This window comes from Pseudomonas sp. BF-B-26 (assembly GCF_019956495.1).
Classification (GTDB): domain Bacteria; phylum Pseudomonadota; class Gammaproteobacteria; order Pseudomonadales; family Pseudomonadaceae; genus Aquipseudomonas.
Window position 1 is genome coordinate 59,414 of the sequence record NZ_JAHBDP010000066.1, and the last position, 24,702, is coordinate 84,115.

The 24,702-nt window shown below is 60.5% G+C and carries 18 protein-coding genes and 1 pseudogene; 5 read left to right on the plus strand and 14 right to left on the minus strand.

The window, feature by feature from the left end; translation table 11 throughout:
- From KGB03_RS11535 to KGB03_RS11550, 4 genes and pseudogenes are all read left to right on the plus strand, one after another.
- Positions 1-1,434, plus strand: coding sequence for an efflux transporter outer membrane subunit (locus KGB03_RS11535; RefSeq protein ID WP_223527114.1), 1,434 nt, complete (start codon positions 1-3; stop codon positions 1,432-1,434).
- A 16-nt stretch (positions 1,435-1,450) separates the two neighbouring features.
- A pseudogene (locus KGB03_RS11540) lies at positions 1,451-1,888 on the plus strand (hypothetical protein); the annotation flags it as partial.
- A 19-nt stretch (positions 1,889-1,907) separates the two neighbouring features.
- Positions 1,908-3,248 carry a putrescine-ornithine antiporter gene (potE, locus tag KGB03_RS11545; RefSeq protein ID WP_223527116.1) on the plus strand — a complete coding sequence of 447 codons (1,341 nt, stop codon included), beginning with the start codon at positions 1,908-1,910 and terminating at the stop codon, positions 3,246-3,248.
- A 48-nt stretch (positions 3,249-3,296) separates the two neighbouring features.
- Positions 3,297-4,202 carry an amino acid ABC transporter substrate-binding protein gene (locus tag KGB03_RS11550; RefSeq protein WP_218537195.1) on the plus strand — a complete coding sequence of 302 codons (906 nt, stop codon included), beginning with the start codon at positions 3,297-3,299 and terminating at the stop codon, positions 4,200-4,202.
- A gap of 263 nt (positions 4,203-4,465) precedes the next feature.
- Here KGB03_RS11550 and KGB03_RS11555 read toward each other — a convergent pair whose 3' ends face one another.
- From KGB03_RS11555 to KGB03_RS11585, 7 genes are all read right to left on the minus strand, one after another.
- Complete coding sequence (locus KGB03_RS11555; protein ID WP_223527117.1) at positions 4,466-6,109, minus strand: fatty acid--CoA ligase; 1,644 nt, start codon at positions 6,107-6,109, stop codon at positions 4,466-4,468.
- Between the two features lie 31 nt (positions 6,110-6,140).
- A complete protein-coding gene (locus KGB03_RS11560; RefSeq protein WP_223527118.1) occupies positions 6,141-7,919 on the minus strand; it encodes an acyl-CoA dehydrogenase C-terminal domain-containing protein in 1,779 nt (592 codons plus the stop codon).
- 7 nt (positions 7,920-7,926) lie between these two features.
- On the minus strand, positions 7,927-10,443 hold the full coding sequence (locus KGB03_RS11565; RefSeq protein WP_223527119.1) for an efflux RND transporter permease subunit: 2,517 nt from the start codon (positions 10,441-10,443) through the stop codon (positions 7,927-7,929).
- A gap of 31 nt (positions 10,444-10,474) precedes the next feature.
- Positions 10,475-11,548: a WD40/YVTN/BNR-like repeat-containing protein gene (locus KGB03_RS11570; protein ID WP_223527120.1), complete on the minus strand. Its 1,074-nt coding sequence runs from the start codon at positions 11,546-11,548 to the stop codon at positions 10,475-10,477.
- A gap of 149 nt (positions 11,549-11,697) precedes the next feature.
- Positions 11,698-13,056, minus strand: a complete 1,359-nt coding sequence (locus KGB03_RS11575) for a DUF1329 domain-containing protein (protein ID WP_192407853.1) — start codon at positions 13,054-13,056, stop codon at positions 11,698-11,700.
- A gap of 41 nt (positions 13,057-13,097) precedes the next feature.
- Positions 13,098-15,110 carry a DUF1302 domain-containing protein gene (locus tag KGB03_RS11580; RefSeq protein WP_223527121.1) on the minus strand — a complete coding sequence of 671 codons (2,013 nt, stop codon included), beginning with the start codon at positions 15,108-15,110 and terminating at the stop codon, positions 13,098-13,100.
- 127 nt (positions 15,111-15,237) lie between these two features.
- A complete protein-coding gene (locus tag KGB03_RS11585; protein ID WP_223527122.1) occupies positions 15,238-15,804 on the minus strand; it encodes an RBBP9/YdeN family alpha/beta hydrolase in 567 nt (188 codons plus the stop codon).
- A gap of 355 nt (positions 15,805-16,159) precedes the next feature.
- On the opposite strand from KGB03_RS11585, the gene KGB03_RS11590 reads away from it, so the two are divergent.
- On the plus strand, positions 16,160-17,218 hold the full coding sequence (locus KGB03_RS11590) for an AraC family transcriptional regulator (RefSeq protein ID WP_192407850.1): 1,059 nt from the start codon (positions 16,160-16,162) through the stop codon (positions 17,216-17,218).
- Positions 17,219-17,366: 148 nt separating this feature from the next.
- Here KGB03_RS11590 and KGB03_RS11595 read toward each other — a convergent pair whose 3' ends face one another.
- From KGB03_RS11595 to KGB03_RS11625, 7 genes are all read right to left on the minus strand, one after another.
- The gene (locus tag KGB03_RS11595; protein ID WP_192407849.1) at positions 17,367-18,377 is read right to left on the minus strand and encodes a YeiH family protein; all 1,011 of its coding nucleotides are present in this window, start codon (positions 18,375-18,377) and stop codon (positions 17,367-17,369) included.
- Positions 18,374-18,700: a Rieske (2Fe-2S) protein gene (locus KGB03_RS11600; RefSeq protein WP_111449893.1), complete on the minus strand. Its 327-nt coding sequence runs from the start codon at positions 18,698-18,700 to the stop codon at positions 18,374-18,376. The genes KGB03_RS11595 and KGB03_RS11600 overlap by 4 nt, the downstream gene beginning before the upstream one ends.
- On the minus strand, positions 18,697-19,359 hold the full coding sequence (locus KGB03_RS11605) for a DsbA family protein (RefSeq protein ID WP_223527123.1): 663 nt from the start codon (positions 19,357-19,359) through the stop codon (positions 18,697-18,699). The genes KGB03_RS11600 and KGB03_RS11605 overlap by 4 nt, the downstream gene beginning before the upstream one ends.
- Positions 19,356-20,684 (minus strand): MFS transporter, encoded by a 1,329-nt coding sequence (locus KGB03_RS11610; protein WP_223527124.1) that lies wholly within the window; start codon positions 20,682-20,684, stop codon positions 19,356-19,358. Before KGB03_RS11610 ends, KGB03_RS11605 begins: the two co-directional genes overlap by 4 nt.
- A 92-nt stretch (positions 20,685-20,776) precedes the next feature.
- On the minus strand, positions 20,777-21,829 hold the full coding sequence (locus KGB03_RS11615; protein WP_008155072.1) for a 3-keto-5-aminohexanoate cleavage protein: 1,053 nt from the start codon (positions 21,827-21,829) through the stop codon (positions 20,777-20,779).
- Positions 21,830-21,916: 87 nt separating this feature from the next.
- Positions 21,917-22,765, minus strand: coding sequence for a TauD/TfdA dioxygenase family protein (locus KGB03_RS11620; protein WP_223527125.1), 849 nt, complete (start codon positions 22,763-22,765; stop codon positions 21,917-21,919).
- A gap of 14 nt (positions 22,766-22,779) precedes the next feature.
- Entirely contained in the window at positions 22,780-23,760 is a 981-nt protein-coding gene (locus KGB03_RS11625) for a quinone oxidoreductase family protein (RefSeq protein WP_192407843.1), read from the minus strand.
- Positions 23,761-24,702: the final 942 nt, after the last annotated feature.

The following is a 24,702-nucleotide window of genomic DNA, read 5'->3' on the forward strand; positions in this document are numbered from 1 at the left end:
ATGCGCACACGCCATCTCCCGTTGTTGATTTGCCTGGGCCTGACGGGCTGTATGCTCGGCCCGGATTATCAGCGCCCTGCCACAGACAGCCCTGCTGCCTATCGCTATGCGGAGCAGGAGGCCAACAATCTGTCCAACACCCTGTGGTGGGAACAGTTCAAGGATCCGGTCCTGAATGACTTGATCCGCAGTGCGCTGGTCGAGAATAAAGACATCAAGATTGCCGCCGCCCGGGTCGAGGAATTCCAGGGCCGTTACGGTGTGGTGCGCTCGCAGATGTTTCCGCAAATCGGCGCCGCCGCGCAAGGCAGTCGCGCCAGGGCACCGCGCGACAACGGCCCGGTACCATTGGATTCCAGCGTCGACCCGATTTACAAAAACTACCAGACGACCCTCAATGTGAGCTGGGAGTTGGACGTCTGGGGTCGTTTACGGCGGCTCAATGAGTCGGCGCGGGCTGACTTGCTGGCCTCGGAGGAAGGTCGGCGTTCGGTCATTCTGAGCCTGGTATCGTCGGTGGCATCCAGCTACATAGCGCTACGCGATCTTGACCGGCAGCTGGAAATCGCCCGCACCACCGCCAAGGCCCGTGGCGACTCCTACGGAATTTTTAAACTGCGCTTTGGCGCCGGCACCATTTCCGAAATGGAACTGGCGCAAAACCTCTCCGAATTCCAGCGCACCCAAGCGTCTGTATCGCTACTCGAATACCAGGTGGCGCAACAGGAAAACAATTTGGCGGTGCTGCTTGGACGCAATCCGGGCCCCATCATCAGAGGCCGTGATCTGACGCAACTGACCTTGCCATCGGTCCCCGCCGGGTTGCCTTCGGACTTGCTGGAGCGACGCCCCGATCTACGTCAGGCCGAACTGGACCTGATCTCCGCCAATGCCCGTATCGGTGCCGCCAAGGCGCTGTACTTCCCGACGATATCCCTGACCGGGCTGTTGGGCTCAGTCAGTAACCAACTCTCGGGTTTGTTCACCGGGCCGGCCGCCACCTGGTCCTATGGTGTCGGCGCGAGCATGCCCATTTTCACCGCTGGCGGGATCGCCGGTCAGGTCCAACAGACCGAGGCCTTTCAACAACAAACCTTGCTGGTCTATCAGCAGTCGATTCAATCAGCCTTCAGGGATGTTGAAAACGCCTTGGTGGCGGCGAGCAAATCCCGCGAGCAAATGGCTTCCCAAGCCAGTCAGGTCGAGGCGCTACGCACTTACACCAGGTTTGCGCGATTGCGCTACGACAATGGTTACACCAGCTACATAGAAGTCCTGGATGCCGAACGCAGCTTGTTCGATGCCGAGTTGAATTACACCCAAACCCGGGGTTCGGTGTTCACCGCCATGATCGATGTTTACAAGGCAACAGGCGGCGGTTGGGTGAGCGAAGCGGACAAGCTGACGGCAACCGTCAGCGAAAAAAGACCATGATCAGAACGACCTCGCCGAAGCCATGCACCAGGACATGATCAGCTCGCAAATGCTACACAACATGGATGCGGCCTTCACCTTGCTGCCGGACCCAGTCGCTTCGCCTCGGGCCACCTACGCCAGGCTGGTGAAAGGCGAGATTGAGCAAATCGCCGTGCGAGACATGATTGATCGCACCGTGGCCGTGCAGATCGTTCCTTATCCGCCGGGCATTCCATTGATGATGCCCGGAGAAAAAGCCGGCGCCGATAAAAAGGCCATCGTCGACGACTTGTTGGCGATGGAACTGTTCGATGGCCACTTCCCGGGTTTCGAGCATGACAATCATGGCGTGGAAATTGAGCGTAACAGCCAGGGCCGGCCAATCTACAAGGTCTATGTGGTCAAAAACCAGGATTTAGCCCCTTGCCCGACGACAAGTAATCAGGCGCCGGATTCAGGGTCAATGCGTTGAGCAGATCAAGGAGTTTCCGATGGCCGACTCAAGCAAGAAAATGAGCCTCATGGGGCTCACCACACTGGTCACAGTGAACATGATGGGCTCAGGCATCATCATGTTGCCGACGAGCATGGCCCAACTCGGGGCCGTTTCATTGTTGTCATGGATCGTTACTGCCGTCGGTTCCATGGCCATCGCGTACTGCTTTTCCCAGTGTGGCATCTACTGTCCGCGCTCAGGCGGGTTATCCGCCTACACCGAAGAGGCGCACGCAAAATCAGGATTTTTTCTCTGCTCGTATCTGTACTTTCTTTCACTGGCCATCGCCAACGTGGCGGTCGCCATCTCCGCAGTGGGGTACATGACATCGTTCGTGCCCTGGCTGGGAAGTGGCGCCATTCCGCTGTTCATAGGAACGGTCGGCTTGCTCTGGTTAACCACCGTGGCCAACTTTGGCGGCCCCGGCATCACCGGCAAGATCGGTGCGATAACCGTGTGGGGTGTGATTATCCCGGTGGCCGGCTTGAGCATCATCGGCTGGTTCTGGTTCAAGCCCGATGTGCTGGCTGCCGCCTGGAACCCGAACAACCTGCCAATCTCCGAAGCCATCAGCAAGGCGATTCCCCTGACCCTGTGGGCCTTCCTCGGCATGGAGTCGGCGGCGCAGGCCTCCGATGCAGTGGAAGATCCCAAGCGCACCGTGCCGCTGGCCTGCCTGTTCGGCACGCTCGGTGCGGCAGTGGTCTATGTGCTATCGACTACGGTTATTCAGGGCATCATACCCAATGCCGAACTGGCCAACTCATCGGCGCCTTTTGCGCTCGTCTACGCACACATGTTTAACCCCACGGTCGGCAACATCATTATGGCGCTGGCGGTGATGGCCTGTGTCGGTTCGCTGCTGGGCTGGCAGTTCACCCTGGCGCAAACCGCCAAGATGACGGCTGACCAAGGGATGTTCCTGAAACTGTTCAGCAAGGTCAGCACACGGAATGCCCCCATAGTCGGGATGCTGGTCTGTGGTGTGTTGCAGACCTTGTTGGCGCTATCGACCATTTCGCCCAATGCCAGCGCCCAATTCGGAAAGCTCGTCAGCCTCGCGGCAGTGACCAACCTGATCCCCTATGTGACGGCGGCCACCGGCCTGCTGGTCATGATGTACAAAGCCAAAGTCAGTGCGGGCGTATACACCCGCAACACAGTGCTATTACTGGTTGCCGTGGCCTATTCCTTGTACGCCCTGTATGCCTGCGGCAAAGACGCCGTGTTCGGCGGCACCCTTGTCCTGGTGTTCGGCTACCTGCTCTACAGTTTCCTCGCCAAACGTTTTGTCGACCCATCTCCAACCGCTCAGACCCGGGCCGACAACCCTTGACCGTTGTCTTCAGGACTGCACAAACCTCTGAATTCGGGGAACCAGGATATGAACGTGAAACTGACCAAAGCCAACAACCTGCTGCTCGTTTGCCTGCTCACGCTGGCACCGGTACTGGCTGATGCCAATACGCTTGAACGCGTGCGGGCGAGCAACACCTTTACCCTCGGCTACCTGCCGGACTTCGCACCTTTTAGCGTCCAGGCAGCCGATAAAGCCGGCGGTTATGCCATCGATCTCTGTCTGAAAATCGCCGACAAGGTCAAGACCAAGTTGGGTTTGCCCGGTTTGCAAATACGTTACCAGCCCGTCACGGTCACCGACGAGATAAGCGCCGTCAGCTCGGGGAAGATCGACATTCTTTGTACGCCGACGCCCCCCACACTGGAGCGACGCGAGGCTGTGAGCTACTCGGTACCGATCTACACGGCCGGACTCTCGGCCGTGGTGCGCCAGGATGCATCAGAGGCGTTGCTCAATGTGCTTAATGGCAAGGTGGCTCATACCGGGCCAACGTGGCGAGCGACTGTCAATCATGGACTGTCCAACCAAACCTATGCCACCATCGTTGGCGGCGTCACCGAGACGTGGATCCGTCAGCAGATGCAATTACTCGGAGTGGTAGCCACTCTGGTCACAGTAGAGAACACTGACGCAGGCCTTAAACTGGTTGCCGAAGGCAAAGCCGATGCCTTCTTCGCTGAACGCATGATGCTCAAGAACCTCCTCAGTACAAATTACTCTGCAGGAAACCTGGTTCTACTGGAGCGTATTTTTGAGTACGCACCGACTGCAATGGCGGTGGATCGAGACGATGAAAACTTCCGTTTGCTGGTCGACACCACGCTGAGTGAAATGTACCGCTCCGGCGAGATTGAGCAGGCATTCGACAAATACCTGGGTGGCGCCAGCGACATGGCCAAAAAGCTGTTCAAGGTCTATGCGATACCGTAGTGATACGCCAATTGCGTCTTTCCGCGCCAACCCGACCCTGATTATTTTCTCTACGGTTTTTGTCGTCAGTGATGCCATCAGTCACCTCCAATCGAGGCCTCGGTGAGCCGTGCTTCCGAACACGATATTCGCGCATTGACCCGCACCGTGGTCCGCCGCGCAGCTCACCGACAAGTCATCAGTTCCTTAAAGCAGCTGATCCGAAACAGAACACCTGGCGACGTGTGATCAGGGTTGACGCAGCCCCCCCAACCGCACCTTTTTCAGCCCACTTCACTTTCCCGGATGAGCTTCTTGTTAATCTTCCCGACGCTGGTTTTAGGGATTTCGGCGACGAACTTGAACTGCTTGGGGATCGCCCATTTGTTGATGCGGCCACGCTCGACGAACCCTTGCAGGTGCGTCTCCAGGATCTTGCGATCGAGATACTGCCCGGGCTCGCACACCACCAGCGCCATCGGCCGTTCGCCCCATTGTTCATCGGCGATGCCCACGACTGCGACCGACATGACGGCCGAGTGTTCGCTGATCAGGCTCTCCAGTTCCAGCGAGCTGATCCACTCCCCGCCCGTCTTGATCACATCCTTGATGCGATCCTTGATTTCCACTCCACCCAACGGGTCGATAGAGGCCATGTCGCCGGTGTGCAGCCAGCCGTTGTGCCACAACTCGGCGCCCTTTTCCGGCTCCTTCAAATAGCCTTGGGTCAGCCAGGGCGCGCGCACCACGATCTCGCCCAGAGACTCGCCGTCATGGGCAACCTCATTGCCACTGGCATCGATGATTTTCAGGTCGACCATCGGCACCGGTGTGCCCGTCTTGATGCGGGTGGACAGTTGGGCTTGCGTGGATTGAGCAAGGTCTTCGTCGCGCAGGTAAGTCAGGCACAGCAACGGACAGGTTTCCGACATGCCGTAGCCGCTGTGCACCTGAATACCTTTGGCGCTCGCTTCGCTGGCAATACCTAATGTCAGCGCGCTGCCGCCCAAGAGCATTTTCCAGCCATCGAAACGTGTCTGTGCCGCTTCCTCGCAGTTCAGGATCATTTGCAGAATGGTCGGCACACAGTGGGAGAACGTCACCTTCTCCTCTCGATACAGCCTGACCAGGCTGTTGGGCTCGTAGCGCCCGGGGTAGACCTGCTTGATCCCCATCAGGGTGGCGACATAGGGCACACCCCAGGCATGCACGTGAAACATCGGTGTGATCGGCATGTAGACATCATCGGAACGCAGCAACGGCAACCCCTGATAGACGCCCAAAGTGCCCACCGCATTCAAGGTATGCAAGACCAGCTGGCGGTGGGTGAAATACACGCCTTTAGGGTCGCCAGTGGTGCCCGTGGTGTAGAACAGGGTCGCGACGGAGTTTTCATCGAAATCGGGAAAGTCGTACTGATCTGCCGACCCGGCCAACAGGTTTTCATATTCGCCCAGCACCGGTAACGACGTGTGAGTGGCTGTGTCGTCCGTGAGCTGCAGGTAGCCTTTGACGGTTTCAAGCCGTCCGTGAATTTGTTCTACCAGCGGCAGGAAATCATCATGTACCAGCACCAGGTCATCCTCGGCATGGTTCATGGTGAAGAGCACTTGATCCGGCGAAAGACGGATGTTCACGGTATGCAGCACCGCGCCGATCATCGGTACGGCAAAGAAGCATTCCAGGTAGCGATGGCTGTCCCAGTCGAGCAGGGCCACGGTATCACCCGCCTTGACGCCGGCAGCGGTCAAGGCGTTGGCCAGCCGACGGATCCGCTGATTGAGGGTCTGGTAGCTGTAGCGCAGTTTGTCGGCGTAGACGATTTCCCTGCCCGGCTCGTAGCGCACGCCGGACAGCAGCAATTGCTTGATCAGCAAGGGATAGGCATAGGCGCCGTCGGCGGGCGGAATTATTTTTGTCGCCATCATGGTTGTGGTTCCCGGTCCTTTTTACGTGGGCTCAGAACTGCGCTGCGTCCAATTGATAGAGGCATTCGCTGCCAGCCTTGGCCGATGCACTCAACGAGTGGATGCGTGGCAACAGACGGGCGAAGTAGAAGCGCGCGGTGGCCAGTTTGCTGGCGTAGAAATCGTCTTTGGAATGCGTGCTCATGGCAGCTTTGGCCATTCGCGCCCACATATAGGCGTACGCGGTGTAGCCGAACACGTGCAGGTACTCGACCGAAGCCGCGCCGATTTCATTCGGGTTGTTCTGGGCTCGGTCCAGCAGCCATGCGGTCAGTTCGTCGAGGGTGTCGACGGCGGCGTTCAACGGTTGGGTGAACTCGCGGAGGTCAGCGCAGGCATTGGCGGTAAAGTTGCGGATTTCTGAAGCGAACAGCCGGTACAGCGCCCCGCCGCTGCCGACGATTTTGCGCCCGGCCAGGTCCAGTGACTGGATACCGTTGGTGCCTTCGTAGATCTGGGTGATGCGCACATCGCGTACCAGTTGCTCCTGGCCCCATTCGCGGATGTAACCGTGGCCGCCGAAGATCTGCTGGCCATGCACCGTGGTTTCCAGCCCCATGTCGGTGAGGAACGCCTTGGCCACCGGGGTCAGCAGCGACACCAGTTCCTGGGCACGGCTGCGGGTTGCCGCGTCATCGCTGTACTTGGCGGTGTCCAGTTGCAGAGCCACGTAGCTGGAGAACGCCCGCCCGCCTTCGTTCAAGGCCTTCATGGTCAACAGCATCCGCCGCACATCCGGGTGCACGATGATCGGATCGGCCGCTTTGTCCTTGTTCTGCGCGCCCGTCGGCGAACGGCTTTGCAGGCGGTCACGGGCGTATTCGACGGCGTTCTGGTACGAACGCTCACCCAACGCCAGGCCCTGGATACCCACGCCCAAACGTTCGTAGTTCATCATGGTGAACATCGCCGCCAGGCCCTTGTTCGGCGCATCGATGATCCAGCCAGTCGCCCCGTCAAAGTTCATCACGCATGTAGCGGAAGCCTTGATACCCATCTTGTGCTCGATGGAACCGCAGGACAGCGCGTTGCGTTCACCCAGCGAGCCATCGGCATTGACCAGCACCTTGGGCACCAGAAACAGCGAAATTCCCTTGGGGCCGGCCGGTGCATCCGGCAACCGGGCCAGCACCAAATGAATGATGTTTTCGGTCAGGTCGTGCTCGCCGCCGGTGATGAAGATCTTGCTGCCGCTGATCTTGAAACTGCCGTCAGCCTGAGGTTCGGCACGGGTGCGAATCAGCCCCAGGTCCGTGCCGGCATGCGCCTCGGTCAGGCACATGGAACCGGTCCAGGTGCCGGCGTACATGCTCGGCAGATAGCGATCCTTGAGTTCCTGACTGGCGTGGGCATTGATCGACAGGCACGCGCCGGCGGTCAGCATTGGGTACAGGCCGAACGACAGGCTTGCCGAGTTGACCATCTCCTCGACCTGAGCCGAAATGGCCTTGGGCATGCCCATGCCACCGAACTGCGGATCGCCGCCAACACCCACCCAGCCGCCGTCGGCGAATGCCTGGTAGGCCGCGACAAAACCGTCCGGCGCCTGGACCGCGCCGTTACTCCAGGTGCAGCCCTGCTCGTCGCTGCTGCGGTTCAGCGGTGCGATAACTTCACCGCTGATTTTGCCGGCCTCTTCAAGGATCGCAGCGGCTGTTTCTTCATCGATCACCTCGGCCAGGCCAGGCAATTGGGCCCATAGCCGGGACACCTGGAAGACTTCGTTGAGTACGAAGCGCATATCGCGCAAAGGAGCTTTGTAATCAGACATGGTTGGCTTACTCGGAAGTGGTCAGGGCATGCGGCATGCCCTGGCGTTGAGAGGTATCGGTTTCAGCGGCTTGCGCCACTTGGGCTTGCGCAACGGGGTGACGCAGCAGGAAGTACGACAGGGCAGGAATCAGCACCAGCGCGCCGAGCATGTTCCACAGGAACATGAAGGTCAGCAGGATGCCCATGTCAGCCTGGAACTTGATCGGCGACCAGACCCAGCACACCACGCCGGCTGCCAGGGTGATGCCCACCAGGCCCACGACCCGGCCGGTAAACGACACGGCGTTGCGGTAAGCCTGAGACAGCGGCAAGCCCTGGCGCTGGAAATGCAATTGCACGCTGAGCAGGTACAACGCGTAATCCACGCCGATGCCTACGCCCAATGCGATCACCGGCAGGGTCGCGACTTTCACGCCAATGCCCATGGCCACCATCAATGCCTCGCAGAGGATCGAGGTCAGCACCAGCGGCAACAACGCAACCAGGGTCGCGCGCCAACTGCGGAAGGTGATCAGGCAGAACAACGTCACCGCGGCATAGACGTAAAGCAGCATGGTGCGATTGGCCTCGCGCACCACGATGTTGGTCGCCGCCTCAATCCCGGCCGACCCGGCCGCCAGCAGGAACTGGCGATCTTCACTGTTGTTCTCCCGGGCAAATTTCTCGGCGATGCCCACCACGGCATCCAGGGTCTCGGCCTTGTGGTCCTTGAGGAAGGTGATCACCGGCATCAGCGAACAATCGGTGTTGAACAACTCCGGAGAGTTGACCGAAGCTTGTTGCGCGGCGTAGTTCAGCACGTCCTGATTGCGCTGGATGCTGTTGAGCTTGGGGTTGCCTTCGTAGGTGCCGGCGGTGATTTGGCGCACCGCGTTGACCAACGAAGCCGTGGCCTGTACGCCCGGATACTGCTGTAGTTCCCAGGCCAGACGGTCGGCGAGGACCAGCGTCTTGTAGTTCAAGCAGCCTTCCGGCGCAGTCTTGATCATCACCGCGAACAGGTCGCTGGACAGCGCGTAGTGGCTGGTGATGTAGGCGTTGTCACGGTTATAACGCGAGTCGGCACGCAACTCCGGTGCGCCACTTTCCAGATCGCCGATCTTCAGTTGCAGGCTGACAATGAAGCCGCCGATGCCCATCAGCACTGCGACCAATACCGCCCCCGTGGCCCACTTGCGCGTGGTGAAGCGGTCGAGCAAGTCCCACAGTTTGCCGAAGCCTTTGTGCCCTTCTGCGCGGGTGTCGATTTTCAGCGCACGCTCGGCCGCCTTGGTGCCGACGCCGACATAAGACAGCGCCACCGGCATCAGCAATAGCGAGGTGAAAATCAGCACCGCCACACCGATGCTGGCGGTGATTGCCAGGTCGCGGATCACCGGAATATCGATCAGCATCAGCACCGCGAATCCGACGGCGTCGGCCAGCAGCGCGGTGACGCCAGCGATGAACAGACGGCGGAAGGTGTAGCGTGCGGCGATGAGTTTGTGGGTGCCACGGGCGATGTCTTGCATGATCCCGTTCATCTTCTGCGCCGCGTGGGACACGCCGATGGCGAAGATCAGAAAAGGCACCAGCACCGAATACGGGTCGATGGCATAGCCGAGCCAGGCGACGATGCCGAGTTGCCAGACCACCGCGATCAACGAGCAGCCGACCACCAGCAAGGTGCTGCGAACGCATCGGGTGTAAGCGTAAATGATGATCAGCGAAGTGACCACGGCCAGGCCGAAGAACATCATCACCTGAATCAGCCCGTCGATCAGGTCGCCCATCAGTTTGGCGAAACCGATCACCCGGACTTTGTACTGGCCCTTACCCTCCTCCCCGGCCTTGCGTGCAGCGCTGTCGCCGGCGAATTCGATCTTGTCGCGCAACTGCTCCTCGAGCATCTGCGAAAAGGCGTGGTAGTCGATGCGCTGACCGCTGGCCGTGGCCTTGTCCAGCAGCGGCACGATCAGCATGCTCGATTTGTAGTCGCTGGCCACCAGGCTGCCGACGATGCCGGCACGGGAAATGTTCTGGCGCAGCTGTTCTATCTGCTCAGGCTTGCCCTCATAGGTATCGGGCATCACCGGGCCACCCTGGAACCCTTCCTCGGTGACTTCAGTCCAGCGTACCGCCGGGCTCCACAACGACTTCATCCAGGCGCGATCGACGCCTTCGGTGAGGAACAATTTGTCATTGACCTGCTTGAGCACATCCAGATAGCCAGGGTCGAAAATATCGCCCTGAGTGTTCTCCACCACCACCCGCACCGAGTTGCCCAAACCGCGCAGCGACTGGCGGTTTTCCAGGAAGTTCTGGATGTACGGCTGGCTCTGCGGAATCATTTTCTCGAAGCTTGGACGCAGCTCCAGGCGAGTCGCGGCCATGTAGCCCAACACCACGGTGGCCAGCGCCATCAGCAGCATGAACAGCGGACGGTAGTTGAACACCAGCCGCTCCAGCCGATTGCCGGATTGGCGGTCGAAGTCCCGCAGATCGCGGATCACCGGCATGGTTTCTTGTTTGATATGGCCCATGTCTGGGTTCTCGCTCTAAGGGTTCGAGGGCTTATTCAACGGACAGCGTCCGTGCACCACGGCTGCCAACCACCACCAGCGCACCGTTGGCGGCGCGCATGACGCCCGTCACCGGAACCGGTTCGGCTTGCTGCAACCAGTGCAGTTGCGCACCGGCGCCCTGGCTCACCAGCATCTGCCCGCCCTGAGTGAACAAGCGGTAATCACCTTGCGCATCGACGATGCCGGCGGTGATGCTGACGTGCAGGCCAGTGTCCTGCGGGGTCCAGCTGAGACCGCCATCGGTGCTGCGCAGCACATTGCCGCGCAAGCCGTAGACGAGCGCTTCCCCGGGTTTGCCGAGCACACCGAAAAAACTGCCTTGATAAGGTGTCTGCACAGCGGCGAAGCGCTGTTGGGCGTCATTCCATTTCAGCAACAAGCCCTGCTCACCGGCGATGTACAGCGCATCGCCGGTGGAGGCGATGGCGTTGAGGTGAAAGCCCTGCGGGTTGTCGGTGCGGTCCTGGAACGGGGTCCAGCTCTGGCCGCCGTCTTCGGTGCGCAGGATCAGGTTGAACACCCCGACCACATAGCCGAGGCGGTCGTTGGCGAACCAGACATCGAGCAAGGGTTTGTCGGCGCCCTGCACCACCAGGCGCTCACCTTCGGCGACCAGCAGTGGCCATTGTTCGTCGTCAGGTTCGGCACTGGCCAACGCACCGTAATGCTTGACCAACAAGGCCCCGATCTCGCGGCCGTCCAGTTGCTTGCGCCAGGTCGCACCTGCATCGTTGCTGTGCAACACCACACCGTCGCCGCCCACTGCCCAGCCCTGGGTGGCGGATGGAAAGCTGACGGCATTGAGGTCGGCACTGACCGGCACCGCGGCCTGCTGCCAGTGCTGACCGGCATCATCGGAAAACAGAATATGGCCACGCTGGCCGACGGCGATCACGCGCTCACCGGCGCGGGCCATGCCGGACAACGGACTGTTGATGGCCAAGGCACTGACCCTGGCGGGCAGGTCCAGCACATCGACGTAATCGGCCGCGTGGGTGGCGCCCTGCAACAGGCCGAGCACAACCCCAAACGCCACCTGCAAATAATTCTTATACGAACACATACCGCGTCCTCTTCGGAAAACCGCGCCGGGACACACATCCGTGTGTCTGACGTTCACACCTGGCGCCCGCGACGATCGGCGTGCACCGACCGCCGCACGGTCCACGCCTTGTGAGCCGTGGACTTTGCGGACGCTTTTTTGCGTTTGGCTTAGCGAATGCCGCTGCCGGCCAGGGATTCCGACGACCATTGCGCCTTGGAGAGCGGATCGATGTACTTGATGCCGCCGTAAGGCCCGACCACGCCGTTGATGTTGTAGGAGCCCCCCACCAGGTCGTAGATCATGAAGGGCGTGGAATCCGGGATCTGCTTGTCGTAGCTCTGGCTGAGGAACGCGAAGGAGCCACGGTACAGCTGACCACGGGCGTCGTATTGGTCAGAGGCCAGAGCGGTCCAGCTGTCTTCATCGAGGTAGAAGCGACGCTTCTGATAGATGTGTCGGGCGCCGGCCTTGAGGTTGCCCTCCACCACCCAGACGCGGTGTTTTTCCCAACGCACGTAATCGGGAGCCAGGTGATTGGCGGTGGTCAGCGACTTGGGATCCTGGGCGTAGGTCAGCTTGTAGGTGTTGTACGGCACGATCATTTCCTGCTTGCCCACCAGCTTCCAGTCGTAGCGATCCAGTGCACCGTTGAACACGAAAACATCGTCGTAGGTGCCCGCGCCAGCGGTGCCGGGGTTAGGCGTGTCGTAGGCCAGGTTCGGTGCCAGTTTGACCCGACGCTGGCCAGGCAAGTACTGCCAGGCGCGGCGCGGTTGCTGCAGCGGGTTGGCGGCGTCCTTGAGCATCACCGCTTCACCGGCCCGGCGCGCTGGGCCGGTATAGGACAGCTTCATCTGGTAGTACACGTCGGCGCTGCTGATCGGTTGCGCGAGGTTTTCGTAGATCGGATAGGAAATGAACGCCTGCCCGGTGGTCGCCAGGCTCGGCACGCCGGCGGAGTCAACGTTCCAGGAGTCGTACTTGGAATTGATGCTCACGCCTTGATAGCGCAGCAGGAAGTTCCACATCGCTTCGTTGCCCGACTGCGGGATCGGGAACGGCACGCCCGGCAGCACGTTATCGATGGCCAAACCGCCTTCGAGGGACTTGGCACCGCTGGCATTCTTCACGCCGTTGTCGAGGATGGCTTTGGGCAGCGAAACGGTGCGGTGGGTCGGGTAGACATTGACGTGGAAGCTCGGGAAACGTTTGGCCAGTTCCGCCGTGGTTGCACTGAGCAAGCCCTTGTACTGATCGACGTTTTTACCGTCGATCACCAGCAACGGTTTTTCGTTGACGAAGGGATCCGGGCGCATGCTGTCACCGGATTTGAAACTGGCCGGCGGCGTGGTCAGGCCACCTTCATAGGCGGGGATGGAACCATCAGCGTTCCCAGCCTTTTCGGCGCCCACCAGGGTCAGGCTGCTGCCCAATTTGGCAGCGTCCTGAGTTGAAACAGCGGCCTGTGCCTGGGCGGCAAGGACCATGGCCAGCGACGCGGCCAACACGGTTTTTGCGAATTTCATCTTGTTATTCTCCTGCTTGCATTGAGCAAATCAGTGGTGCATCAAAAAGTGGTTTTCATCGTCAGGTAAACGGCGCCACGGTCCTCAGTCGTGGCCCCTCCACCGGAGAAGGCTGAGTAGCCACCGCCGTAACAGGCGTAGTTTTCATTGCCGCTAAAGGCGTTGGGTGTGGAGCCGTCGCCGCTGCCGGCATTGGCCGCGCCGGTACTCAGACCGCTGGTGTCGCACTTGTCGGTCTTGCCGAAGGAGTCCACGTACTTCAGGTCGACGAAGTATTTGTTGTACACAACGGCACCCACGCCCACGGCATAGTTACCGGTGTCTTTGGCGCCGCCACCGGACACTGGCGACACGCCGGCAAGGCCCACGTTGACGGACATCGGTGCGTTGAGGTCGACGCCGGGAAACACCTGGTACCAGGTCGGCGTGAAGTTGACCGCGACGCCCCAGTTGTCCCGGGTCGGCTGGTCGATGCCGCGATAGGTGTCCTTGCCCTTGTAGAGCGCCTCGTTCTTGCTATCGAGCTTGAGCAGGTTGCTGTAATACAGCTCGCCCAGCAGGGTTGCCGAATCGAACACCGGCGTTTTGGCAATGGTCATCAGACCGTTGAGCGTCCAGTGCAAGGTGTCGCCGGTGGCGGCCATGCTGTCGCCCCTCTCCGGGGTGTCATACACCACACCGGTGGCAGCCGTACGCGCCGGCAACAGGCCAAGACCCGCGCCCAGGCCCAGCGGACTGTTAGTGCTGACAATCGCCGGAATACTGGCCAGCGGCATGTTGTGACGAATGTTCAGGTCCGAACCCACACTCACCCCGCCCACATCCTTGGACAGGCTCAGGCCAACGATCTTGATGTTGTCGGCGTAGGCCATTTGATAGGTGGCGGTGCTCAGCGAGTTGAGCGTATTGACCACCGCAGGCACTTGCCCAGCCGGCCGGGTGCCGTTGGGGTTGGCCGAACTCAGGCCTCTGGCATCCAACCACGCTTGCGGCAGGATTTCCGAGGTTTCGCGGTAGTAAACGCCGAGGGTGCCATCCAGCCAGGCCGGCGACCACTTGGCCATAATGCCCCAGTCACCGCGCTTGTCCGGCGTCAGGTCGTGACCGCGACGCACATTGGTCAGCCCGTTGCAGGGCGCCAGACCACACCCCAGCGGACTGCCCGGCACCACGCCATTGGTGTTGCCCAGCAGGAAAGATTGCGCACCGAAACCGACCAGATCGGAACCGCCGTAATAAGTGCCGGCTTCCGGCAGGCGCGCGGCATCCCAATCGAGGAAATATTGAGCGCCCACGGTCAACTCGGGATTGACGGTGAACGACATCGACAACTGGTTACGCGGAACGAACAGTTCTTTGGCTTCGGTACCGGGCGAGGCAGCCAGTTTGGCCAGGTCCAGGCCCGATTGGCCGTAACTGATCGAGTGCACCGGGTTGAGAATGGTCTCGCCCCAGAACACGTTGTGCTGACCGGCCTTGACGCTCAGCAGCGACTCCTCGCCCACTTCGGTGCTGTAGAACACGAAGGCATCGAGGATTTCGCCGGACGGACCGGTGTAGTAACGCTGGGCATAGTTGCTCAGGTGCGGGCTGCCGTTGCCGACGTTGTCACCGGTGACCGCGGCCAGACGTGGGTCGTTGGCGACCAGCCCCGACCTTGCGTCGTTGCCGTTGACGAACGGGTTGGAATTGGAACCGGTGTTCTCGTAGGCCTTGTCGTACCAACCGGCGGCGCTGACACGAAAACCCATGTGGTTCTGGTAGACCACATCCATCTCGGTCAACAGGTCGACACGGTTGGTGATGTTGGTCCCGGCCTTGCGGAAGTTGTAGTCGCCGTCGTTGTTGTTCGGCGTTGCCAGCATGCGTTTGTCAGCACTTTCGGTGCGTACGCCGTAGTTGTACTTCACGGTGTTATCAAGACGTACGGTCCAGTCCGGGTTACCTGTGTCGAGCTCGACCGCCTGCGCGACCGGCACGGCTGCGGCCAGAATGGCCGAGGCCAACAAGGTGTAACGCGAGGGTGCGAACCCGTGACTCTTATTGTTGTGCATTGCGTTGTCTCCGCCTTTTTGTATTTGTTTTAAGCGCAGCCGCCCTCGCGCAACCCCTTGTTCCAGGGGTTTACGGTTTCAGGAATGAGGGCAAATGCCGGATGGCGCGGGCCAACCGGCGCCTGAACTAGCGATCCAGCTCGAGGATGAGGGCTTCGGCGTGTGGCCAGTGCCCATACCCGGCAGCAGGATTGAGATGACCGACTTCGCCGAGATTGAGCAGCTCGCTGCCCCAGCCTTCGGCCATGCGCGTGGCGGCGTCCAGGCTGGCGAGGTGGTCGTTGGTACTGGCGGCCAGCAGACTGCGGAACGGCAACCGGCCTTTGGGTAGAGGGTCCCAACCCTGGGTACGCAGGGTTTCAGCGGAGGGATAGCCCTGCGGCCATTGGGCATCAAGGTCCGGCGGAGCGGCCAGCAGCGCGCCCTTGATCGGCCGACTGTGCCGCGCAGCCCAGTGCGCAACCATCAACACGCCGGCGCTGTGAGCGACCAGAATCACCGGCCCGTCGATCTGCTCCAGCTCATGCTGAATCGCTTCGACCCGCTTGCTGCAATCAAGCTTGTCGGTGTCCAGCGGCGGCACACTGCGTACCTTGCACAGCCTGGTTTCAAGCAGCGTTTGCCAATGCTCGGCAACGTGCTCGCGCAGACCCGGTACGATCAGAACGGTTGCTGCAGTTTGCAGTTTGTTCACTTCAACACCTTCGCTTTCTCGATGACTCGACTGGCTCTATTCGCCAGGGGCTTTTTGTAGGACTGACATTAAAGAGCGCCCGCCCGAGGCGCTTTTCATTAGACGTCAGGCACTTTTCTTTTCATGACAAATTTCCAGCTGTTGGCACATGGCGACCATTGGTCGAATATCCCCGCAGGTTCTCTACAGCTCACTGTAATCAATGGGTGAGCGTCGATTGCTGCACAACGACGGTGTGATTTTGGACAGCATTGGGCGAGCGCCCTCGCCAACCTCACAACTGTTCAATTGTTGATGTGCTGGATATAGTCGCCACGCAAATTTGAATCGCAACTGGCCCAGGAAAGACCTTCGCATGCCCAAGCTTGTTCGCGCCGCCGTCTTGACCAACTACCTGGAGGTTACTCAGTACCTGGGGTTCAACCCGCGCGATGTACTGGCCGGCGTCGGCTTGAGCAAAGCCAAGCTGCAAGCCCCTGAACATCGCATTCCCATCGATGCCGCCGTGCGTCTGTTGGAGGATTCGGCCGTCGCCAGTGGCTGCCAGAGTTTCGGCCTGAGCATGGCCGAGTCGCGTCAGCTCTCGGACTTCGGCGTGGTCAGTCTGCTGCTCAGTCACCAGCGAACGCTGCGTGACACCTTGCAAGTGTTGGTGCACTACCGTCATCTGATGAACGATTCGCTGGCCCTCTTCATCGAGGAGGCGGGCAAGATGGTGATCATTCGCGAAGAGGTGGTCACCGAATCGCCGATGCCCTGCCGACAAGCCAATGAACTGGCCATCGGCGTGATGTTCCGCCTGTGCGCCGCCCTGCTCGGCGCACACTGGCAACCCTACAGCGTCAACTTCACGCACCAGCCACCCGACAACCTGCAACTGCATCGCCGTCTGTTCGGCTGCAAACTGGAGTTCGGCAGCGAGTTCAATGGCATCGTCTGTCCCAATGCCAGCCTCGACATGACCAACCCCCATGCCGACCCGGCCATGGCGCGCTATGCCCAGAGTTACCTCGACTCACTGCTGAACCACGAAGGCCCTTCGATGTTGTTCGAGGTGCGCAAAGCCATCTACCTGCTGCTGCCGATGGGACGCGCCACCATCGAGCAGATTGCCCAGACCCAGGGCATGAACGTACGCACCCTGCAACGTCGCCTCAAAGACGACGGCTGTGCCTTCAACGACCTGATCAACGACGTGCGCCGTGACCTGGTGTTGCGCTACCTGGAAAACCCGAATTACTCGCTGGGCCGGATCGCCGACATGCTCGGCTACTCCATGGCGAGTTCCTTCACCCGCTGGTTCATTACCCAGTTCGGCATGCCGCCGGCGGCTTGGCGCAGCGCGCAAAAGCAACCCAAGGCACCCAGCGAGCCGAGCGCCCTTCCCGGCCCCACGCAACCCTGGGACGACTGAAAGGCCCCCTGGGACTTCCACAAAAAAAACGGCGACTGCTGGTACAGTCGCCGCAAAAAACCGGCGTTTGTGACACCGGTCGGGAGCCCCACTGCGACTAGGAGTCGACCGCAGTGCAGCCCTGCCATAAAGCGTTTTGCGTCAGGCTCTAAAGCCCCCAGCGCAGCAACAACAGCACCAGCACGACGAGGAACACCGTCTCCCCCACCATCAACAGGATGGGCTTGATGCCTACCGCTGCCAGCTCCTTGAGCTGGGTTTTCATGCCCAGGGCGCTGATGGAAACCACCAGGCACCAGCGCGACAGTTCATTGACCGAACCCTGCACTACCGGAGCCACCCAGCCGGTGCTGTTGATACAGGCCAGAATCAGAAACCCGACGGCGAACCATGGCAGCAGCGGCGGTCGTTTGCCGGTTGGGTCGGCACCCTGCATGCGGGTGATCATGGCGGCACAGACGATTACCGGCAGCAGCATGGCAACCCGCATCAGCTTGACCACCGTGGCCGTATCGCCGGTCTCGGTCGACATGCTGTAACCGGCACCGACGACCTGGGCGACATCGTGAATGGTCGCCCCCAGGAACACGCCCGCCACTTGTGGCGACAACGACAGCCAGTTGGCAATCATCGGGTACACGATCATCGCCAGGGTCGACAGCGCCGACACCCCGATCACCGTGAACAACGTCGCGCGTTCTTTCTGCGGATGGTTCGGCAATGCCGCCGCCAGCGCCAACGCGGCCGATGCACCACAAATCGCCGTGGCGCCACCGGTGAGCATGCCGAACAAACGCTGAAAGCCCAGCGCCTTGGCTGCGATCACTGAAACGCCGATGGTCACCACCACCAGAATCACCACCAGGGCCACAGGCTTCCAGCCCAGCGCAGCCATCTGTTCGAGGGTGATGCGCATGCCCAGCAGCGCCACACCGATGCGCAACACCGTACGCGCCGTGAACTCGATGCCAGCCTTGCAGGCACCGTCACCGGCCAGGAAGTTCACCGCCATGCCCAGCAACAAAGCGAACAGCATCACCGGCGCGCCGTAGTGTTCGGACAAAAAGGACGCAGCCGCTGCAACGATCAAACTGACGATAAAGCCCGGCGCCAGTTCGCGCGTTCGGCTGTGGATACGGGTGAGAGCGATGGCGCTCATGGCGCGGCCTCCTGGGGAACGATGACGATGAATGCCTGGCCGTCGATGATCTCGACCGGGTAGTTGGCAACTTTGACTGCGGTGGAATTGAGCAAGTAACCGCTGCGCAAATCGAAGCGCAGGCCATGGGCGCAGCACTGAATCACCCGCCCCTCAAGGCGCCCGCCACACAGCGAGGCGCCCTGGTGCGGGCAACTGTCGTCGATGGCGAACACGTCACCTTCGACGTTGAATAACGCCAGGCTTTTGTCATCGAATTCGAACAGCGCACGACCGCCCGCCTGCGGGAGTTTTCCGGCAGGCACGGGGATACGCCGGTTCATGCAGGTTGCCGCTCAAGATCACTTTCTTTCAGTGCCTGGCTCATGGCCCCGAGCAATGCCTGAGCAGGTTGTGCACCGATCACCGTCATGCGACGGTCGAACTGAAAGCTCGGCACCCCACTGGTCGCGCCGGGGAAGCCTTCGAACGGCGTGGCGTCGCCCTTCAGGCAATCGAGCACCACGTCCGTATCGACGCCGCAGGAGCGGGCAATGGCGAGCAAGGTCTCGCGGCACCCCAGGTTTTCGCGTTTGCGGAAATAAGCGCTGAACAGCCGTTCGAGCAACATTTCACGCTGAGCAGCATTGCCCAGTACGCTGACTCGTTCGAACAAACGGTGGGCGTCTGCGGTGTTGGGCATCGTCTCGATGTGGCTGAGGTCGATGGTCAGTCCAACCGCCGCGGCAGCCTGCTGAACCTGGGCCTGGCGCATGGTCATGGCGTCGGCATTACCCAGACGTTTGCGGTAGAAATCGGCGAAGGGCTCACCCTGTACCGGCAACTGAGGCAGCAACTGCACGCCATGCCACACCGTGGTGATCTGCACATCCGGGTGGCGACTGCGAAACTGTACCTGCGCATGCTCCAGTTGACGCTTGCCGATCAGGCACCAGGGGCAGATGAAATCGAAGAACACATCAATACGTAAACGACTACTCACAACTTCACCTCTAACACGGATTCGCCCACCGGATCGATGACCCGCTCGCCCTTAAGCCGGGCAATGTCCTTGTGGTAATGACACTTGGCATAAAAGAACACCGCCGCTGCCGCGATGCTGACCAGTGGCACTAATTGAAAAGCAGCCTGTAAGCCAATAAGGTCGGACACCCTGCCGGTGATGAACGGCCCAGGCGCCAGCCCCAGCATGTTGTTGGCCAGGGTCAGCGTGGCGAAGGCCGTGCCGTGGACTGAGTAATGGGTCAGGTTGGCAACCATCGCTCCGCAAGGGCCGGTCGTGCCGGCGGCAATCAACATACCCAGGCAGATCAGCGCCAATTGCACAGGCCCTGCCGGCAGGGCGAACGCCGCCGACAACAACAGGCAACTGCCCAGGCAATAGGTGATGGCCAAGGTGACTTTGCGCTCAGGTGAATGGCGCGAAAGCCGATCGCTGAGCATGCCGCACAGGATCATCCCCGCACCGCTGCACAGCACGATGATCGCCGCGACACCGCCCGCCTTGTCCGTGGCCATGTCGTAATAACGATTGAGGTAACTGGGCATCCACACAATCACGGTGCCGCCGACGAACAGTTGCAAGCCACTGCCGATGTAGGCAGCGATCACCGAACGGCTGGAAAACAGCGTACGCAACGGACGCTTGACCGCTGCCGCCGCCTTGTTCGCCGCCAGGGAGGCGCGTTGCGGCGCAATGCGCGCTTCCTTGACGATGATCGGGTAAAGCACCGCCAGCAGCAGGCCGAACAGCGCCATGCCGGCAAACGACCAGCGCCAGCCAAGCTTGGCGGCGATTGCACCGCCCAGCGCCATCCCTAATACCGAACCGAACATGCCACCCGCCATGAAGGCACTGGCCAGCGTTGCGCGCAGGTGTTTGGGAAATACCGAAATCACCACCGCGATGCCGACGCTGCCGTACGCCGCTTCGCCGACGCCGACCATGAATCGTGCAATGAACATCTGCTGATAGTCCTGCGCCACTGCGCAGCCCAGTGTCGCCAGACTCCACAGCAAAGCCATCAACGCCAGGCTCTTGACCCGGCCAAAGCGATCCGCCAGCAATGACAGGGGAAACGTCAGCAGCCCCACCATCAGCGCGACAATGCCACTGAGCAGACCGAGCTGGCCGTCGCTCAGGGCCCATTCGCCCTTGAGCATCGGGAACACCGCGTTCAGCACCTGGCGTGACATGTAATCGGAAATCAACAGCCCGAACGTCAGTGCGAAGACGATCCAGGCGTACGGTCGCGCAACACCGACAGCACAGTCGTCATCGTCTGCGGCGATTGGGTGAAAGGCCATGCAGCCTCCTCAAAGCTTTGTTTTATTGTTGTTATCAAGCGTGTTGCAGTGCAGCGAGCGGGAGGCCATTGACCACCCGCTTCGTCTGCCGATCAGCCGCGCTGCGGCACACCTTTCTGCCCAGCCTTGCGGTTGGGAGCCATGCCGTTAGCCAGTAGCGTTTCTTCGATGCTCTGGTACTGCACGCCGATGCGATAGATCTCACGGGCTTCTTTACCGGTGGCGATTTCGCGACCCAGCTCATGGGCGATACGCACGGTCTGCTTGATCTGCGCAACTGAGCCGAAACGATCGCCCTTGTGATCAATGATAGTGTCTTCATTGCCCACACGCGGGTGCATACCCATGGCCATCGACATGGTGTTGAACGGCATGACGTTCTTGAGCAGCGACTCGGAGGTCAGGGTGCAACCGTCCGGCGCGCGGTGGATGAAGTTGAAGAAGTTGAACGGATTAGGGCCATCGAAACCGCCGCCAATGCCGATCCAGGTCAGGTTCAACGGGCCCTTGTAGACGCCCCTGCGCACCAGGCGCTCGAGGGTTTCCATGGCGTGCATGCCGGTCAGCTGGAAGTGCGGCTGGATGCCGTTGTCCATCAGACGCTTGAGGTGCTCGGCGACCCAGGCGGGACCTGCCGGAACAGTCATTTCGCTGTAGGCGGCCTGATACAGGGGATTGGCCAGGGACGTGCCTTCCAGATATTCCGGATACAGCAGTTCCATGATGTTCATCTGGGTGGTGTTGATCGCCACCGTGACCTGATCCGGTTTTGGCGTCAGCTCGGCCAGCATGTGTCGCGTATCGTCCGACAGCCACTTGGCGGCTTCGCCATCGCTTTCCGGCGCGAAGGAAATCGAACCACCGACCTGGATGATCATGTCCGGCACGGCTTCACGCACGCCGGCGATCAATTCGTTGAACTTGGACAGACGCTTGGAACCCTTGCCGTCCAGCTCGCGCACGTGCAAGTGCAAGACGGTGGCACCGGCCTCATAACATTCGACCGCTTTTTGCACCTGTTCGTCCATGGTCAGCGGGATGTCTTCGGGGAAGTCTTCCGGCATCCATTCCGGGCCGTACGGGGCCACGGTGATGACCACCTTTTCCATGTTTTCCGGGTGCAGGGAATCGTCGAAGAATTGCATGAGTTACTCCTGTTTTTATGATTGTCGCGCCCACCCGGGATCGTGCCGGGCAGACGTGTTTACGAGTGCGAATGCAGTAGGGGTCGATCAGTAGGTCTTGTCGCCGATAATCCCGGCACGCTCCATCTTGCGATGGCACGGCGGGTAATCCATGACGGCGTAGTGCTGGGTGCTGCGGTTATCCCAGATGGCGATGCTGTTGGGTTTCCAGCGCCAGCGCACCTGATACTCGGGGATGTAGGCCTGGCTGATCAGGTAGCGCAGCAACTCGCTCGCGCCAGGGTTGGCGTCCTGGCCAAAGCGCACGCGATCGGGGGTGTGGTAGTTGCTCAAGTGCGTCGTGAAGGCGTTGACGAACAGCACCTTCTCTCCGGTTTCCGGATGAGTGCGCACCACCGGGTGCTCGGCATCCGGGTACATCGCCTTGAGCGCCAGACGTTTTTCGATCGGCATGGCGGCGCCAAAGCTTGCTTCGATGCTGTGGCGGGCGCGCAGGTCGGCAATCTTGACCTTTACGTCCTCCGGCAAACGCGCATAAGCCTCGACCATGTTGGCCCACATGGTGTCGCCGCCCACCGATGGGCACTCTACGCAGCGCAGTACGCAGCCCATCGGCGGCGCCTCGCGCCAGGTCGCGTCGGTGTGCCAGGCGTTTTCGTAGCGGTCCATTGGCTGGTCCGGGTTCTTGTAGATGCGCACCAGCCCGGGATGATCCGGATCGCTGCCGGCCACCGGATGATCTTCCAACTCACCGAAGCGGCGGGCGAAGGCCACGTGCTCGGCGCGAGTGATGTCCTGATCACGCAGGAACACCACCCGATGCTTGAGCAACTGAGCACGAATCTCGGCAAAAAGACCGTCGTCATGGACCGCGTCGGCGAGGTTGACGCCGATCAGTTCGGCGCCAATGCTGCAGGTCAATTGTTCGACTTTCATGGCAGACGACTCCCTTAAATGACGAAAATCGAAGAGCCCGTGGTCTTGCGTGATTCCAGGTCGCGATGGGCCTGCACGGCATCCTGCAAAGCATAGTGCTGGTTGATCTCGATCTTGATCCGACCGCTGCCAACGTGGTCGAACAATTCGCCGGCCAGGGCGGCTTTTTCCGCCGGGTCGGCGATGTAATCGGCCAGGGCCGGACGGGTCATGAACAGCGAGCCTTTCATCGCCAGCAGTACCGGGTCCAGGGCCGGGATCGGACCGGATGCCGTGCCGACGCACACCATCAGGCCACGACGCTTGAGCGAATCCAGCGAACCCATGAAGGTGTTCTTGCCGACGCTGTCGAACACCACGTTGACACCGACGCCGTCCGTCAACTCGCGCACGCGCTGGGCGACGTCTTCGTGGCTGTAATTGATGACATGGTCGCAGCCATGGGCCCGGGCGATTTCGCCCTTGACCTCGGTGGACACGGTGCCGATGACGGTGAGGCCGAGCAGCTTGGCCCACTGTGAAACGATCAGGCCCACGCCACCAGCAGCGGCGTGCAGCAGAATGCTGTCGCCGGCCTTGAAATCGTAAATGCGCCGCATCAGGTATGAGGACGTCAAGCCGCGCATGGTCATGGCGGCGGCGGTCTCGAAACTGATGGTTTCCGGCAGCTTGATCAACGGCGCGGCCGGGATCAGACGCTCGGTGCTGTAGGCCCCCAAGGTATTGAGAAAACCGGTATAGGTGACGCGATCACCCACGCGGACATTGGTGACGCCCTCGCCGATGGCCTGGACCACACCGGAGGCTTCAACCCCCATGCCGTTGGGCATCGGGATCGGGTAGGTGCCATTGCGAAAGTAGGTATCGGCATAGTTCAGGCCGACCGCCACATGACGAAGACGAACCTGGCCTGGACCGGGGTCGCCAACTTCGACCTCCTCATAACGAAGGACTTCGGGACCACCGGTTTCGTAGAAGCGTACGGCTTTGGCCATTTTTTCTTATTCTCCAATCTGCAAGATGGGCGTGCTGCGTCGAATTGCGCTGATTGGACTGTAGGACGCCGTCTGGGGAGTCGCTTCTCATCAGACGACAATGGCTTTTCATTTCATGACAACTGCGTGCGTGTACGAATCCCGGAAATGTAAAAGCACGGCAAGTGGGGGCTGATGCCGGGGTACATATCCGTTTCTGCGGTCACGGCGGCTATTGGTTTCGCTTTTACAGCGAGTCACTTGGAAGAGCCCCAAGTAACCAAGGGCTCTTGCCCCTTTCGTTCGGTGCCTCGCTAAGGCTCGGCATGCCCTCGCTCCGGTCCTGCTCCGTGGGCCCGCCGCCATCGGCCATCCATGGCCGGGGGCGGCTAACCCGGCATCCATGCCGGGTTGCCCACTGCGCAGAACCGGAACGAAGCCTCCCGATATAGGGGGCGTACACCTCAAGATCAAAAGCTGGAGGCGAGCTAACGCTCGGCCTGTTGAGTGGTGAGAAGCAAAAGCTGTACGCCGATCTGCTTTATGTGGGAGCGGGCTTGCTCGCGAAGCTGTTGATCTTGCCGTTGCCGTTGCCGTTGCTTTGGCTTTTGATCTTGATCTGCTTGCCCCTTTCCCAGAGGCCGAACGCAGGCGTTGCGCAGGGGGCACCGCGGCAAGGATGCCGCGGTAGCCGCCCCCGGCCATGGATGGCCGATGGCGGCGGGCCCCCGGAGCAATGCCGGAGTGAGGGAATGCCGAGCCTAAGCGAGGCACCGAATGGAGGGGCAAAGCCTTTTGGTTCCTTTTTGGCGTTTGAAAAAGGGCTGGCTGTAAGAGCCAGCCCTTTCAAGGTCTTCGTTTAAACTCTCCCAAAATTCCAGTCAGGGTGACGAAAACGATGTGGGCAGAAGTTCTAGCGCGGTTTGAGCAAAAGACGCCGGCCAGTGTCATGACCAAGTTGAT